Source organism: Mesorhizobium sp. B2-2-4, from assembly GCF_006442375.1.
Lineage (GTDB): Bacteria > Pseudomonadota > Alphaproteobacteria > Rhizobiales > Rhizobiaceae > Mesorhizobium.
This window is the reverse complement of the sequence record NZ_VFWB01000013.1, coordinates 1-14,597: the sequence shown is the minus strand read 5'-3', so window position 1 is coordinate 14,597 and position 14,597 is coordinate 1. Positions and strand designations below refer to the sequence as shown.

General features: G+C 58.6%; 11 protein-coding genes and 1 pseudogene. 3 read left to right on the top strand and 9 right to left on the bottom strand.

Annotation, left to right across the window (positions count from 1 at the left end):
• Positions 1-5: 5 nt before the first annotated feature.
• The 6 genes from cysN to FJ959_RS26730 form a co-directional block, all read right to left on the bottom strand.
• Entirely contained in the window at positions 6-1,937 is a 1,932-nt protein-coding gene (gene cysN, locus FJ959_RS26755; protein WP_140633000.1) for a sulfate adenylyltransferase subunit CysN, read from the bottom strand.
• Positions 1,937-2,932 (bottom strand): sulfate adenylyltransferase subunit CysD, encoded by a 996-nt coding sequence (gene cysD, locus FJ959_RS26750; RefSeq protein WP_224619688.1) that lies wholly within the window; start codon positions 2,930-2,932, stop codon positions 1,937-1,939. The genes cysN and cysD overlap by 1 nt, the downstream gene beginning before the upstream one ends.
• On the bottom strand, positions 2,933-4,336 hold the full coding sequence (locus tag FJ959_RS26745) for a lipopolysaccharide biosynthesis protein (RefSeq protein WP_224519136.1): 1,404 nt from the start codon (positions 4,334-4,336) through the stop codon (positions 2,933-2,935). It abuts the gene before it with no gap.
• A 288-nt stretch (positions 4,337-4,624) separates the two neighbouring features.
• On the bottom strand, positions 4,625-6,445 hold the full coding sequence (locus FJ959_RS32650) for a sugar transferase (RefSeq protein WP_140632997.1): 1,821 nt from the start codon (positions 6,443-6,445) through the stop codon (positions 4,625-4,627).
• Between the two features lie 371 nt (positions 6,446-6,816).
• On the bottom strand, positions 6,817-7,920 hold the full coding sequence (locus FJ959_RS26735; protein WP_140525323.1) for a glycosyltransferase family 4 protein: 1,104 nt from the start codon (positions 7,918-7,920) through the stop codon (positions 6,817-6,819).
• A gap of 17 nt (positions 7,921-7,937) precedes the next feature.
• Positions 7,938-8,921 carry a sulfotransferase domain-containing protein gene (locus tag FJ959_RS26730; RefSeq protein WP_140513529.1) on the bottom strand — a complete coding sequence of 328 codons (984 nt, stop codon included), beginning with the start codon at positions 8,919-8,921 and terminating at the stop codon, positions 7,938-7,940.
• A gap of 433 nt (positions 8,922-9,354) precedes the next feature.
• On the opposite strand from FJ959_RS26730, the gene FJ959_RS26725 reads away from it, so the two are divergent.
• Positions 9,355-10,281 carry a formyltransferase family protein gene (locus tag FJ959_RS26725; protein WP_140632994.1) on the top strand — a complete coding sequence of 309 codons (927 nt, stop codon included), beginning with the start codon at positions 9,355-9,357 and terminating at the stop codon, positions 10,279-10,281.
• Positions 10,282-10,311: 30 nt separating this feature from the next.
• Here FJ959_RS26725 and FJ959_RS26720 read toward each other — a convergent pair whose 3' ends face one another.
• Complete coding sequence (locus FJ959_RS26720) at positions 10,312-11,340, bottom strand: NAD-dependent epimerase/dehydratase family protein (protein ID WP_140567306.1); 1,029 nt, start codon at positions 11,338-11,340, stop codon at positions 10,312-10,314.
• The gene (locus FJ959_RS26715; protein ID WP_140525324.1) at positions 11,337-12,686 is read right to left on the bottom strand and encodes a UDP-glucose/GDP-mannose dehydrogenase family protein; all 1,350 of its coding nucleotides are present in this window, start codon (positions 12,684-12,686) and stop codon (positions 11,337-11,339) included. Before FJ959_RS26715 ends, FJ959_RS26720 begins: the two co-directional genes overlap by 4 nt.
• 177 nt (positions 12,687-12,863) lie before the next feature.
• Between FJ959_RS26715 and FJ959_RS26710 the strand changes: the two genes are divergently transcribed.
• Positions 12,864-13,121: a hypothetical protein gene (locus tag FJ959_RS26710; protein ID WP_140567308.1), complete on the top strand. Its 258-nt coding sequence runs from the start codon at positions 12,864-12,866 to the stop codon at positions 13,119-13,121.
• A 103-nt stretch (positions 13,122-13,224) separates the two neighbouring features.
• Here the strand turns inward: FJ959_RS26710 and FJ959_RS26705 are convergent, their stop codons facing one another.
• A complete protein-coding gene (locus tag FJ959_RS26705) occupies positions 13,225-13,899 on the bottom strand; it encodes a hypothetical protein (protein WP_140498426.1) in 675 nt (224 codons plus the stop codon).
• 606 nt (positions 13,900-14,505) lie between these two features.
• Between FJ959_RS26705 and FJ959_RS32645 the strand changes: the two are divergent.
• Positions 14,506-14,597, top strand: a pseudogene (locus FJ959_RS32645) (molybdate ABC transporter permease subunit); the annotation flags it as partial.

The window sequence follows — 14,597 nt, the reverse complement described above, 5'->3', positions numbered from 1 at the left end:
GCCTGTTACCCGGTCGCGGTTCCGAGGTAGCTGCCTCGTTCAAGGTAGCTGACGATCACTTCCGCGGCCTCCTCGGCGCTCAGATCCGGCGTAACGGTGATCTGTGGCGCTTCCGGGCGCTCATAGGGACTGCCGATGCCCGTGAAATTCTGGATCAACCCATTTCGGGCGCGTCGATAAAGGCCCTTCGGGTCGCGGCTTTCAGCGACCTCCAGTGGTGTGTCGATGAAGATCTCGATAAACTGCCCTGGGCCGAAGAGGTCGCGCGCCATCCGCCGCTCCGCCTGGAATGGCGAAATGAATGAAGTGAGCGCTATCAGCCCCGCGTCGACCATCAGCTTGGCGGCCTCGGCGACGCGACGAATGTTCTCCACGCGATCCGCGTCGGTAAAGCCGAGATCTCGATTCAAGCCATGGCGAACATTGTCGCCGTCCAGAAGGTAGGTGTGCCTGCCGATCGCATGGAGGCGCTTCTCCACGAGATTCGCGATCGTCGACTTTCCGGAGCCCGACAGGCCTGTGAACCACAGCACCACGGGCTTTTGACCTTTGGCGATCGCCCGCGCATTCATGTCGACATCCAGTGCTTGCCAATGGACGTTGTTCGCCCTGCGCAGACTGAAGTCGATCATTCCGGCACCGACCGTGTGGTTGTTGATCCGGTCGATGACGATGAACGCGCCGGTTTCGTGCACGTTAGAGAACGGGTCGAAGGCGAGCGGTGCCTGTGTCGTCAAGTTGACGAAGCCGACGTCGTTCTTCTCGAGGGTTTTTGCTGCCAGTTTTGCAAAATTATTGATGTCAACCCGGTGTTTTATCTGCGTAACGCTCGCACCCACCACGCTGGTGGCGAGCTTGATCAGATACGGGCGGCCGGGGATCAATGGATCCTCGTGCATCCAGAGCAGATGGGCCGCAAACTGGTCTGACACTTCCGGGCGCTCCGCCGCCCCCGCCAGGACGTCGCCGCGAGAAACGTCGATCTCGTCTTCGAGCGTCAGCGTGACAGCCTCGCCGGCCGCTGCCTCCGACAGGTCTCCGTCCTGGGTGACGATGCGCTTGACCAGGCTCGTCACGCCGGATCGTGCCACGACCACACGGTCTCCCGGCCGGATCACGCCGGCGGCGATGGTGCCGGCAAACCCGCGAAAGTCGAGGTTCGGGCGATTGACCCATTGCACCGGCATCCGGAAAGGCGCGCTACGGCGGTCTCGTTCCACCTCGACGGTTTCCAGATGCTCGATGAGCGTCGGGCCCCGATACCAGGGCAGGTTCTCGCCTTTCGAAAGAACATTGTCGCCATAACGCGCCGACAGCGGGATGGCATCCAGAGACGCGAAGCCAAGCGGTTCCGAGAAGCTTCGATAGGTCGCCTCGATCTCGTCGAATACCGTTTGCGAATAATCGACCAGGTCGATCTTGTTGACCGCAAGGACGACATGCCGGATTCCGAGCAGCGAAACGATGAAGGAATGTCGGCGTGTCTGGGTCAGAATGCCCTGCCGCGCATCGACAAGAATGATCGCCAGGTCGGCATTGGATGCGCCAGTAGCCATGTTGCGGGTGTATTGCTCATGGCCGGGCGTGTCGGCGACTATGAATTTGCGCCGTTCCGTGGCGAAGAAACGATAGGCCACGTCGATCGTAATGCCCTGTTCGCGCTCGCTGGCCAGACCGTCGACCAGAAGGGCGAAGTCGAGATCGCCGCCGGTTGTGCCGTGGCGTTGGGAATCGCGGGTAAGTGTGGCAAGCTGGTCTTCCATCAGCAGCTTCGTGTCGTAGAGCAGCCTGCCGATCAGCGTCGACTTGCCGTCGTCCACGCTGCCGCATGTCAAAAATCGCAGCAGGCTCTTCTTCTCGTGGACAGCAAGATATTGCGAATTGATCTCGTCTATCGAAGAAGATTCGAGTTCCGCGGTTTGAGCAAAACCCAGCATCAGAAGTACCCCTCGCGCTTTTTCTTTTCCATCGAGGTTGCCTCGTCATGGTCGATCAGCCGACCTGATCGCTCGGAGGTCCTCACGACAAGCATTTCCTGGAGCACTTCGGGAACAGACGCGGCAGTGCTTTCAGTGGCCGCGGTGAGGGGATAGCAGCCAAGCGTGCGGAAGCGTACCGAGCGCATTTCGGGGGATTCGCCTGGGCGGAGCGGCAGACGATCGTCGTCCACCATGATCAACTGTCCGTCGCGCTCCACCACGGGGCGTTTGGCCGCGAAATACAGCGAGACGATGGGGATGTTCTCCCTCATGATGTACTGCCATATGTCGGTTTCGGTCCAGTTCGAGAGAGGAAAGACCCGGACGGACTCCCCTGGTTTCAGCCGGCCGTTGTAGAGGTTCCATAGTTCCGGGCGCTGGTTCTTTGGATCCCAGCCATGGCTATCGCTGCGCAGCGAAAACACCCGTTCTTTCGCGCGGCTCTTTTCCTCGTCGCGCCGCGCGCCGCCGAAAGCGGCGTCGAAGCCGAGCGAGGTCAGTGCCGATTTCAGCGCCTCCGTCTTCATGATCTGCGTGTAGGTCGACGAGCCATGTGTAAATGGCGTGATCCCTTCGGCCAGGCCGGCCTCGTTGCGACGCACCAGCAGCTTCAGGCCAAGCCGCGCGACAGTCTCGTCGCGGAAACGGATCATTTCTTTGAATTTCCACGTCGTGTCGATGTGGAGAAGGGGGAACGGCAGTTGCGACGGATAGAAGGCCTTCATCGCGAGATGGAGCATTACGGCCGAGTCCTTGCCCACCGAATACAACATCACCGGGTTGCGCAGTTCGGCGACGACCTCGCGAATGATATGGATTGATTCAGCCTCGAGTCGTTGCAGATGTGTGAGCCACGAAGGAGAGGAAGGCGAGCGCCGCTGCGCTGCAGGCAAAGTGACCAGGGCTTGAGGTGCCTGGGCTTGAGGCGCAAGAGCTTGAGGTGCAAGAGACATCTAGATCGCCTTTGAAGGGGCAAGACTTGCTTGGTTGAGAGCGTCCGCCGGCGGGGTTTGCCGGTCGGGATGATGGGCGGTCTTGAGCGCCTGTCGCAACGAAAGCGCCAGGCCGAAGGCCCACAGAATGCCCAGGACGATATGGGCAATATTGCCCCCCATCGCGCCGATCCGCGGGATGAGCAGGAGGGCCGTCACGTGGAAGGCGGCTGTGGCAACGACAACAATGCGCAACACCTCACGTTGCCGGCCCATGGCAAGCAGCGCCGAGCGGGCGGCTGAGCCCGAAAGCACGAACGTGACCGCCACCATCTGCACGATGACGAGGCTGGCTGCGCCTATGAACTCCGGTCCCGCGGTCCAGGCGAGCAGCGGCCGGATGAGCACCGCCACGACCAGGACGCAAATGACGCCAAAGCAGAGCAGCATGGCTTCGGTCTGAAAGATCACCCGCTTGAATTCCTCGATGCTGCCTTTTGCCCAAAGGCGGGCGACATCGGGATAGAGAACGTTTTGCACCTGCGGGCCTACTTGCTGGCCGACGCGGCCTATACGCTTGGCGATCTGGTACAAGCCAGCCGAGGCCGGGTCGGCTAGCCATCCCACCAGCAGCGTATCGAGTTCTTGCGCGCTCGCGCGCAAAGTGAGTGAGATGTTCGACGACCACGCGAAATTCCAGATGCCAGGGAAGCGGCGTGTGATGCCGGCCAAAGGCGCGCCCAGGACATTGTGGACACCCTGCCTGTGTAGCGCGCGCATGGTCAGCGTCAGGAGCGCCAGGGAGCCGAGGATCTGCGTTCCGGCCCAAACCGCCGTGAAGTAAGCGAGATCGCCGTTGAGCAGCACGCCGAGCAGACACAGCAATACGCGCAGAACAGCGTTGAGCAGCTGCCCATAGGCGAGGAGGCGAAAGTTGCCGGCCATGCGTTGGACAGCCACGGGGACGCCGGAAATCTGAAATAGCAGAACGCTGGAGTAGAGAACAAGAAGATGCACAATTTGCGTCGACCAACCGAAAACCGGCGCAATGAGAAGGGCCGCGCCAATGGCGACGACCCAGGCGCTGACAGCGGCGCCGACATCGATAAGCAGGCCGAACTTCATGAGGACGCGCAAATTCTCGTGGCCCTCGGATGCGTTCATGCCGGCTGCGTATTTGATAATTGGCTGCCACGACTGGAAGCTGACAACGCGCTCGACGACCCTTGTGAACGCGATAATCAATGCAAGCTCACCATAGTTCGTCACGCCAAGCGCTCGTGCTGAAAGCGTAAAGGCTACAAGCGCCAGCAATGAGCCAAGAAAATTGCCGGTCAGAAGGTGTGCGATATTGGCCAGGCGCGTGCGGCCCGCACTCTTGCGCCTGGCAGCTTGCAGCACCCGTCGAGCCAGTCTTCCGATCATCGCAACCGTAGCCAAAGTCGCCCCGCTCATTCTTGATCGGCAGTACGCGTCCCTTGGTCGTTCTCCGGGATTGTTTCTGCCGATGCATCCATCATCGGCAGAAACCAGAAAGCCGCCACGACCAAGTTTGGTCCTGTCGCAACCCCAATAAGCTAGGACCTGATCGCCGCTACGACCGATGGCCTACCCCATTAGCGGTAGCAGCTTCATGGCCGTTTTATCGCTAAATATATGCGGAACAAAAAAGTAGAACTATAAGACATACCGAACTAATAAAGAGAAAATTGCCTAGATATTTGGCTTTGTAAATTTAAATAAAAGCAAACGGCTCCATATCCTATTAATCTCCTCGGGATGAAGCACGACATATATAGTGCGCCTCTTTCGCTGTTGGTCGAGGATTGATCTAAGGTTGGATCCGGTAAGAGATATGCCGAAATCCGACGGGCCCGAATAGGCTTGGCCGAGCATGCGATCCAGCATCAACTCTCCCAAGGCCGGAGTGTAACGCGCAGAGCTCCAGTACCACCGCATCGTCTGATGACGATCGCCCGGATCCGGAATGTCTTCCATTGTAACGGAGTTATAGCCGCTAAAATCCCACAGTTTCACTTCAGACGTGGCTGTCTTGGATGCGTTGACCTGACTTACGGTATACGTCAGATCCACACGCCAGCGGTCGTAAACCGGGAGTAGCCCCATGGCCCTGAGTGCTTCCATCTGACGAGCATGTATCGGCGAAATGAAGAGCGTGACGTCTACTCCAGCGGCGGTGAGACGATCCAGCAGGTCATGCAACAGGCCGATTCTGGTGATGTCATAATCGAAGCTGCCGGGAGACGAAAACTCCGCCATCAACCGATTCAGCCTCTGGTCGGACACCTGTCTGTAGCTGTAATTATGTGCCAACATGATCTGGTGAAAACCGTCTTCCTTGTCGGTCTCCCGAAATCCAATGCTGTTGGCGTGCACCGTCCGCAAAGCGTCGATAAAGCTTTCGGGGGAGAACAGGGACCGCGCATAAACGATAGGCATTGGAACTCCGGCAAAGCCGGACTCCGGAAAATCTTGGGTTTCCGTTCGGTCCGCCTCAAACATGGAGAAATCGAGATTGACGATCATCCGGCGGGGTGCGCCGTGAGCCAGGGCGAACATGCCAATGTCATAGAGTTCGACCATGCTCGCATGCGGAACCGCGGCATTGTAGGCCTTCAGCCTAGCTAGGCTCGGTCCGGCGGGATCAAGCCCGACGCGCGCCCGCGAGCCGCCGAGGATCAAAGTGTCGTAGTCGGTGAGCCATAGACGTAGTGAGCGCTCGGCTGTCGTACCGATCGAAAGGCGATGTGTCTTTTCGGCATTGAAATCAGGAATCTCCAGATGATGGTTGATCCCATATGGATCGACAACAAAAACGAAAGCGGCAGTCCCAAGTTCTAGCAGAATACCGATGGCTGCAACCCTTGCGGCCAACCGTGGCAGGCGCGATCCAGACGTCCTCAACGGCCCGCCCGACTGCAAAACCTGCGAGCCCATGAACTCGGGCATGGTGGCGTGTCCCGCGGCGCTGATCCCCTCTCGGGTGAAGATCTTGTAAAAGGTCAGGCAGAGAATTTTCAGGTCAAGTGCGAAGGTCCGGTGATCGACATACCAGACGTCCAGGACGAAGCGGTTCTCCCAATCAAGTGCGTTGCGGCCGTTCACCTGCGCCAAACCTGTGATGCCGGGAATGACTTGGTGACGACGCGCCTGCTCATGGCTATAGCGGGGGAGATACTCCATCAAGAGGGGACGAGGCCCGACGAGGCTCATCTCACCCCGCAATACATTGATCAATTCGGGCAGCTCATCAAGGCTGCTTGCGCGCAGAAAGCTGCCAAAGCCAGTCAGCCTGTCAGCATCGGGAAGCAGCCGGCCATGACGATCCCGACGATCGGTCATCGTTCTGAACTTGATTATCTTGAATGGTTTCCCGTGCAGGCCGGGACGTTCCTGGCGGAAAAAAACAGGCCGCCCAAGAAGCAGCGCGACTGCTATTGAAAGCACCGCGATGAAGGGCGACATCAGCAGCAGAAGGCAGGCGGCACCGAGCAGGTCGAACGTGCGTTTCATGAGCGATGCTCCTTTCATCAGCATGCCTGCCGCGGCTCGCTGATACGTCCTCTGGCCAACCGCAAGGCTTCGTAGTGGTCAAAAGCCAAGCCACGCCACGGGACACAATCTCGAAAGTCTACATGTAGCCTTGTGTCTTGAGACCGATCCCAATCAGGGACGATGTGCGGGCATTGCCTTAGCGCGACAGGTCGCCGCTTTTAGCTACATTGGCTGTAAAGTGCGCCTATCAAAGATCATTCTCCGGATGAACATCAGGATATGTGCGCCAGATTTGAAAACGCTCGAGGTGTTCTTGTCCGGCATTGGATATTTTTCATTCGTAGATCGCGAACCTGAATAACTGAGTTCGTGATCGATTGCCTTCATTTTCAGAATTTCGTCAAAGCGGAGTCCCATTTTTCCGCAATCTGCTGCATTGAGAACCGATCGATCGTTTTCCGGGCCGATCTACCCATTTTGTGGCGAAGAGCATTATTTCGCATCAGGCATGCCATCGCGGATGCCAACTCGGCAACATCGTCGACTGGTACCAGCAGACCCGAAACGCCTGGTTCGATGATTTCGGATGGACCGAAATCGCAGTCCGTTGCGACGACGGGCAGGCCTGCCGCCATCGCCTCGATCAGCACGTTGGGAAAGCCTTCGTAGCGTGACGGCAGGACAAAGAGGGAGGCGTCGCGCGCCCATTCGCCCGGACGCTCGGTAATGCCGGCAAGCTTTACCCTGTCCTCCAAATCCAACGCATCGATCTGACGTTGAAGAAGAACCCGATCAGGTCCCTCGCCGAAGATTGTCAACGCCCATGCCGGAAATTCGCTGGCGACTTTAGCAAACGCCTTTATCAGCGTGTCGAAGCCTTTCTGTTCCACCAGGCGTCCGACTGCGACCAGGCGAAACATCTCATTGCCATGGTCTTTGTAGGCATCGGTCGCCTCGCACGGATTTCCGATGACCTCGCAAGGATTTCCGATAACGTGGGCTTTTTTTCTGAGCGTATCCGGAAGCGTCTTGACAATCGCATCAGTCTGCATGACGAGCCGATCCGCCTGCCGAAGTATGATGCCAGAAACGAGCCGCCAAGCGGCGTGTTTTTTCTGCGCTTTGGGATTGTTTCTTTCCGAGATAATAACCCGGATGCCAAGATTTTTCGCCGCCAGCAGGCAAAGAATATTAATCTTTGTTAGAAATGAAACGATCAGAGTGGGCTGAAGCTGCTTGAATTCCGCGCGCAACACGACCACGCGCCGCAAGCTGCGGACAAATCCGAGTTTCGAAAGCCGCGAAGCTCCATCCTCTACAAGTCTGTGGACGGTGACCTTCGGGTGCAGGGCAAAATAGCTCTTGTCTTGCTCTCCCACGAAAGCAAATAGATGGACTTCATCTCCGCGCCTGCATCGATCTGCGGCAAGCAGACTGACGACGCGCTCCGTCCCTCCTGCACCCAGGCCCGCCTGCACAATCGCAAGTCGCATTTACTCCCCTCTTAACGTCAGGACGTCGATGGATTATTTCCATACTTCTCGGCGATCTCCGCCAAGTTGCTGCATGGATTGGTGGAAAGGGATTCGACGACAGGAAGATCTCTCTTGATCGTCTCGCCTTGGCCGTGTTCATCCATGAATTGGCGGCGAAGTTCATACCAGCCGCATGCGAGCCGCGTTCCGCCACGGGCAAGCAGTTCGATCGCGGCTGGAGTTAGCCAGTCGATGCAGGTCTGCTCAATGAGTTCGGCTTGCGCATCACTAAGATGATCGGAAAAGCCGCCGACCTTGCCGGGACGCGCATGCTGGCTTTCGCCATCGTGGGCCGCTAGGCCGCCCGCCATCTCATGCTCACGCATTACATCGAAACGCGAGGCGTCGATAGAATCCTGAAGCGCGCGCACGGACGGTGTGTGGCCGAGAAATCTCAGGATACGCGTGCAGGCACCCATAGGGTCTTCCGTCAGTTCCCCATAGCCCAATACTGCACTTACGTGATGCTTTAGACCTCTACCCCAATCATTCAGATATACTATCAGAGCCGGCAGGCCTTGTTCGCGATCGGCAATGAACGCGTCCATGGTGCCTTCGAAACAGCGTTTGTGACGTGTGGCATCGAAATAAGCTGACACGATTACGTCGCGCGGATCTCGAGTCATGAAGATGATGGGTCGGTTGAGAAAAAGCGAGCGTCTATAGGTGAGGTGCGAAACCAGGACGAGCGGCACACGATGGCGCTCATCTGTGTAACGAAAAGCCGGGATGCCCCTCGTCGGATCGAGATCGAAATCCGGAAGAACCTCGAACATTGGCGAAAGATGGACATTTTCGCCGTTGGCGTGGCGACGAAAGTATTCCGAAAGGATATGTCTAAGCTGGGTTGCTCCAGATTCGGGATAGGAGACAAGAAACGCGTCTGCGCCCGACGCAGCCCAGGTCATCCTGATCCGGGCGTCGATCTTATGCAATGTCAGACGGGTGGTCGTCAGCATGGTGACAGGTCTTCAGTCCTTGGGGATCGTAGCGCAGCATGTATGACGTCGCAGTCGAAGGACGCGATGGGCGGGCTGCCGGCCATGGCCTTGAGTGGTACCGCGCAACCTTCGTAGCGGGACGAAAGCACAAATGCGTCGGCGTCCAGAAAGCAGGATCGCCATGCGTAGCAGATCAGATCCGCCCTTCCCGACTGTAGTGGCGCTGCGATCCAGAAATGCCAAGCCGGCGAAGCTGTCCATCGCGTATTCCAATCCCGCTGTCGCAACCCCTAAATACCCAGCTTTCTTTGAAGGGACGAGTTGCACATAGGGATGCATCGCCGGCTGCCGTTTACCTCTAAAGGAGGACTTGGGCGCAGAAACGAAGCAGACAATAGAAGAGATCTGTGTCCATCTATCGCTCACGCCGGTGAGTTGGAGCCTTGAATTCATGCGCATAGCCTTTGTCGGTGCGGTGGAGGGATCTCGGGTCGCATTCGATGCCCTTGTCGAAGCTGGCATGACGCCTTCGCTGCTTGTCACCCTTGCGGGCGAAGCTTCCAAACGCCATTCCGATTTCGTCGATCTGGCGGGGCCGGCACGTCTGGCCGGGGCCGCGGTCCACCTGACCAAGGACATCAATGCGCCCGACACGATCGACAGGCTCGAAGCCGAGCGGCCCGATTTGACGATGGTGGTCGGCTGGTCGCAAATCTGCCGCGGCGAATTTCGCTCGGTCGCCCGATATGGCTCGATCGGCTTTCACCCGGCGCCGTTACCGCGTTTTCGGGGCAGGGCGGTGATCCCCTGGACGATCATTGCGAATGAAAAGGAGACGGGTTCGACTTTCTTCCGGCTCGACGAGGGTGTCGACAGTGGCCCTATCGTCCTCCAGAAGCTTTTTGCCGTGGCACCGGACGAGACCGCGCGCTCGCTCTACGACAAGCACAAGCAGGCCCTGCTCGAGATGACGCCGCTTGTCGTTTCGGCGATAAGTCGTGACAAGGCCGTGGGCGTCGCGCAGGACGAATCCCTTGCCAGCTATTGCGCAAAGCGCACGGCCGACGACGGAATGATCGACTGGAGCGATGCTGCCGAGAATGTCCTTCGCTTCGTCCGCGCCGTCGGCGATCCCTATCCGGGCGCCTTCACTTTCACTGCCGGTGCCAAGATCGTGATCGACAAGGCGCGCATGTTTGCCCCGCCTGGGCGCCATATCGGGCTGACCGGCCAGGTCCAAACTCATACCGACAGCGGCTTTACAGTGCTTTGTGGAGACGGAGCCGCCATTGAGGTGACATCCTGGCATGGCGAAAGGCCCAGGATACATGCCAAGCTGGCCTCGGCAGGACCAACCTGTGTCGCGCCAAGGACCTAGGCGCGTGCACGGAGCACAGGTCTGCGCGCTTCAGGCGGCGATTGTCGGCCGCGACGGCCGTTCTTCCAGATACCAGCGTACGAAGGCGGTCACCCCGTCCTCGACGCTGGTGCAAGGGCGAAAGCCCGTAAGGGCCTCCAGCAGGCGGGGGTCGGCATAGGTTGCCCGCATGTCGCCAGCCTGCATCGGCAACATCTTGCGGATGGCGCGTTTGCCCAGGCAGTTCTCGATCGTCTTGATGAAAGGCAGCAGCCCGACAGGCTCGCCGCCGCCTATGTTGACGACACGCCACGGCGCGACGGGTGACAGCGTGTCGACGACGCCGGGAGCGGACGCCGCGCGACCTGTCGCCGGCGTGCATTCGACGAGTCGGACGATGGCTTCGACGAGATCATCGATATAGGTGAAATCGCGCTTCATCAGGCCTTCGCCATACACTTCGATCGGACGGCCGTTCTCGATCGCGTCGACAAATTTGAAGAGCGCCATGTCGGGCCGGCCCCAGGGGCCGTATACGGTGAAGAAGCGGAAGCATGTGGTCGGCGTTCCGAAGATATGTGAATAGGAGTGCGCCATCGCCTCCATCGCCTTCTTCGTGGCCGCATAGAAGGTTAACGGCCAATCAGCCTTGTCGGTTTCGACGAATGGCATCTTGTCGTTCGCTCCATAGGCCGAGCTCGTGGACGCAAGGAGCAAATGCCGGGGCTTGAGATCACGCGCAAGCTCAAGGACGTTGAACGAGCCGACGAGATTGCTGTCCGTGTAACTTCGCGGATTGTCGATTGAGTAGCGGACACCGGCCTGCGCGGCCAGATGCACGATCACATCGGGCCGGGCGGAGTCCGCGGCGCGGCGAAGGGCATCCAGGTCTTCCAGTTGGCCGATATGGGCGCGAAAGGCGTCGTATCTTTCAAGCAGGGCGTGTCGGGACTGCTTCAGGACGATGTCATAGTATGGCGTCATGCCGTCGAAGCCGGTGACGCGATGACCGTCGTCGAGCAGCCGGCGCGCCAGGTGAAAACCGATGAATCCTGCGGTGCCGGTGACCAGATACCTCATTCCGCGGCTGCGGCGAAAACTGCCTTGTCTCCGACCGCTCCCTCACCGATATTCACGTACTCGAAGCCGTGCTTGGAGATGTCTTCCCGCCGGTAAATGTTGCGCAGGTCGACCACCACCCGTTTCGACATCGTGCGGGACAGTCGTTCAAAATCCAGGGCGCGGAACTGATTCCACTCGGTCACGATGACCAGCGCGTCGGCGCCCTCGGCGCATTCATAGGCGCCTTCGGCATAGCTTACGCTTGTGCCGAGCACGATTTTCGCCTGTTCCATGCCTTCGGGGTCATACACTCGGACATGTGCTCCAAAATCGATCAAGGCCTGGATGATCGAGAGGGAAGGCGCTTCACGGATGTCATCGGTGTTGGGTTTGAAGGTAAGACCCAGCAAGGCCACTGTCTTTGCGCGGACATCTCCGCCGCAGGCAAATACGATCTTGCGCGCCATGGTGCGTTTTCGCTGGTCGTTCACGGCAACTGTCGTTTCGATCAGGCGCAATGGCGCGCCGCTGTCCTGCGCCGTCTTGACCAAAGCCAGCGTGTCTTTTGGAAAACAGGATCCTCCATAGCCCGGGCCGGCGTGCAGGAACTTTGAGCCGATGCGATTGTCGAGCCCGATGCCCCGCGCTACCTCGCGCACATTCGCGCCCACGCTCTCGCAGAGATCCGCGATCTCGTTGATGAACGTGATCTTGAGCGCCAGGAAGGCGTTGGCCGCATATTTGATCAGCTCGGACGTGCGGCGGCCGGTAAACAGGATGGGTGCCTGGTTGAGATAGAGCGGCCGATACACCTCCGCCATCACCTCCCGGCCACGCTCGTCCGACGGGAGGCCGATAACGATCCGGTCTGGTCGTTTGAAGTCGTCGATCGCGGCTCCTTCGCGCAGGAATTCCGGGTTGGAGACGACGGCCACATCGGCCAGGGGATTGCATTGGCGAATGATCCGTTCGACCTCATCCCCCGTGCCCACCGGCACCGTGGATTTGATTGCCACCACGGTGAACCCGTGAACAGCGGCCGCGATTTCCCGGGCCGCTTCGTAGACATAGGACAGATCGGCATGGCCGTCGCCTCGCCTCGAAGGCGTCCCGACGGCAATGAACACCACGTCCGCATCGGCGACTGCCGCTGTAAGCGTGCTGGTGAAGGTGAGCTGGCCGCTCGCGGAATTCTTGTCGACGAGGTCGTCGAGACCTGGCTCATAGATCGGCATTCTTCCGGCCTGGAGATCGGCAATCTTGGCTTCCGCCTTATCGACGCAGACGACTTGATGGCCGAAATCAGCCAGGCAAGCGCCCGATACAAGACCCACGTAACCCGAACCAACAATCGCGATGCGCATGTAACCGCCACTCTGATGATGACAACTGACGCGATTAAGCCAGCAGCAGCCAAGAAAATGGAGTGCGCAATCGGATAAGACATTACCACTTCCGAGACCTGGTATGGGCCCGGACGGTCGTCTGGCGCGGTTTGACAACGCTAAGTGCTGATGGCCATTGCAAATGGACGAGACGAGATGATCTGGCGCGCAGCCACGCTCGGCTGCAAGCCGGCTGACGGCGCTTCATTGGCGCGTCGATTGCTTGAGTTCATTTTCCGTCAAAATTCCGGTCGGCGGCCGTTTGGTCTTTTTGCCATGCTCTTAGAGGTAGTTCGGTTCTCGCTTCAACTTGCCGTCCGGGAGCCGAGTCAGGAAATTGCCCTCGAACAGCCTCGCCTGAGCATGATAGATCTTCGTCCGGGTGAGACTGCGCGCTGGAGTGTTCTGCCGTGACGAACAACGCTAGGCAGAGCACGCCGAGGCCGGCAGGGCGTTTTTCCGGTCCATGCAATGGAATTGTTGCGGGTTGCGCGCGGTCGCATTTGCCGGCGAACATTCAAAGAATGTAGCTGTGCGCCTCGCTTTCCGTCGCACTGTCAGCCGCGGAGACAGGCTTGGCGAAGAGGAAGGCACCATCTCGCGAGAACAGATCCGCCGGCATCATCTGGAACTCGCGCTGCGAATGCGGGACATCCAATTCACGATCGACAATATGCCAGAGGCTGTTGAAGAACGATCCGTCGGCTTGCCTCATGCTTTCCCCCCGAAGCGGCTTTCTCGATGAGAAAACCGTTGCTGGATTGGCCCACATGTCGGCAATGGCGATATCGTAATAGCCGGGATGCGCGGCATTGGGTTTGATAATCGCGAAGGGCGTGTTCTTTTCCGGCCAGCCTACGCGGCCCACGGTTAGGCACTCTTCCGGCTCGGGCAATCTTGCCTCCACAAGATAGGCCAGTGCCGCATCGATGCCGCCGATTTCCGAAACGACGCACGATGTCAGTCCCGCGCGGGCAAGCTGCATCAGCTTTCGAGCCTCTTGTTCATCCATATCGGCCCATCTCAGGAAAGCCATCCATTGCTGGTGCAGGCAGTCGTCCTTGGCCTGGCAAAGAAGTCGTCCTGCCTCCAAAGCGGATTCGACCCTCCTCCTGTCCGCCTCCGCGAAGGCTTCCCGCGCAGGGCGAATTCGGCCGGCAATTTCCATCAGGTCATTTGAGATGTTTTTCATATCCTCCTCCCCAGGCGGATTTCTAATCTGATTTATGCGCTCCATGATGCGTTGGTTTTGTATTGCGTAGAAGGCCATCACGGGAACGCGTGAGATATCTTAGTGGCGTGGCCAACCTATTCTTTTGAGCAAGGGTCCCACTTCCGACTGTCGGCTGATCCGCGCGGGATTGTGTTCGCTACTACTTGCTGCCATAGCTTCGCTTTCGTCATTGTCGGCGTCGCCTGGTCCACACGACGACGTCTGCAAATTCTGCCGTCCGATCCGCCGAACGCCGTCTGCCGGGCGGTATGCGCGCGGTGGATGCTCGGGACCCAACGCTGGTCGCGACATGCAAACTTCTGGCTTAATTTTTCGACGATTGAAGAATGCGCGTACCCTATCATTTCGGTGATGGTGCTCATCCAACCAGACCTGGAGACCTGCGCAGTAAGGAGTAGTCAGAAGAGCTGGAGAAAGCCCGAATGACGGCGAAGGAAGAAAATCCACACGCCTTTGGGCGAATGGAAGTAGGCGCCGTATCTTTCAACGAACTTGCACGCCCAAGGCTCTTGAAGTCATAGCGAAGGGCAATCTGGCTTGAAGAGTGGGGCGATCCGGAACTCCATGACAGCAGTGGCCATCACAGCACCCGCTCGGGCGGGTTGGCGGTTTCGACAGCCGAGCGTCATTCCGGGTTTCGGATTGACGCTCGGCTT

What these genes read in the sequence shown, in the direction of transcription:
- cysN (WP_140633000.1), bottom strand. Translation starts at nt 1,937, where the DNA reads ATGCTGGGTTTTGCTCAAACCGCGGAACTCGAATCTTCTTCGATAGAC.
- cysD (WP_224619688.1), bottom strand. Translation starts at nt 2,932, where the DNA reads ATGTCTCTTGCACCTCAAGCTCTTGCGCCTCAAGCCCAGGCACCTCAA.
- FJ959_RS26745 (WP_224519136.1), bottom strand. Translation starts at nt 4,336, where the DNA reads ATGATCGGAAGACTGGCTCGACGGGTGCTGCAAGCTGCCAGGCGCAAG.
- FJ959_RS32650 (WP_140632997.1), bottom strand. Translation starts at nt 6,445, where the DNA reads ATGAAACGCACGTTCGACCTGCTCGGTGCCGCCTGCCTTCTGCTGCTG.
- FJ959_RS26735 (WP_140525323.1), bottom strand. Translation starts at nt 7,920, where the DNA reads ATGCGACTTGCGATTGTGCAGGCGGGCCTGGGTGCAGGAGGGACGGAG.
- FJ959_RS26730 (WP_140513529.1), bottom strand. Translation starts at nt 8,921, where the DNA reads ATGCTGACGACCACCCGTCTGACATTGCATAAGATCGACGCCCGGATC.
- FJ959_RS26725 (WP_140632994.1), top strand. Translation starts at nt 9,355, where the DNA reads ATGCGCATAGCCTTTGTCGGTGCGGTGGAGGGATCTCGGGTCGCATTC.
- FJ959_RS26720 (WP_140567306.1), bottom strand. Translation starts at nt 11,340, where the DNA reads ATGAGGTATCTGGTCACCGGCACCGCAGGATTCATCGGTTTTCACCTG.
- FJ959_RS26715 (WP_140525324.1), bottom strand. Translation starts at nt 12,686, where the DNA reads ATGCGCATCGCGATTGTTGGTTCGGGTTACGTGGGTCTTGTATCGGGC.
- FJ959_RS26710 (WP_140567308.1), top strand. Translation starts at nt 12,864, where the DNA reads ATGATCTGGCGCGCAGCCACGCTCGGCTGCAAGCCGGCTGACGGCGCT.
- FJ959_RS26705 (WP_140498426.1), bottom strand. Translation starts at nt 13,899, where the DNA reads ATGAAAAACATCTCAAATGACCTGATGGAAATTGCCGGCCGAATTCGC.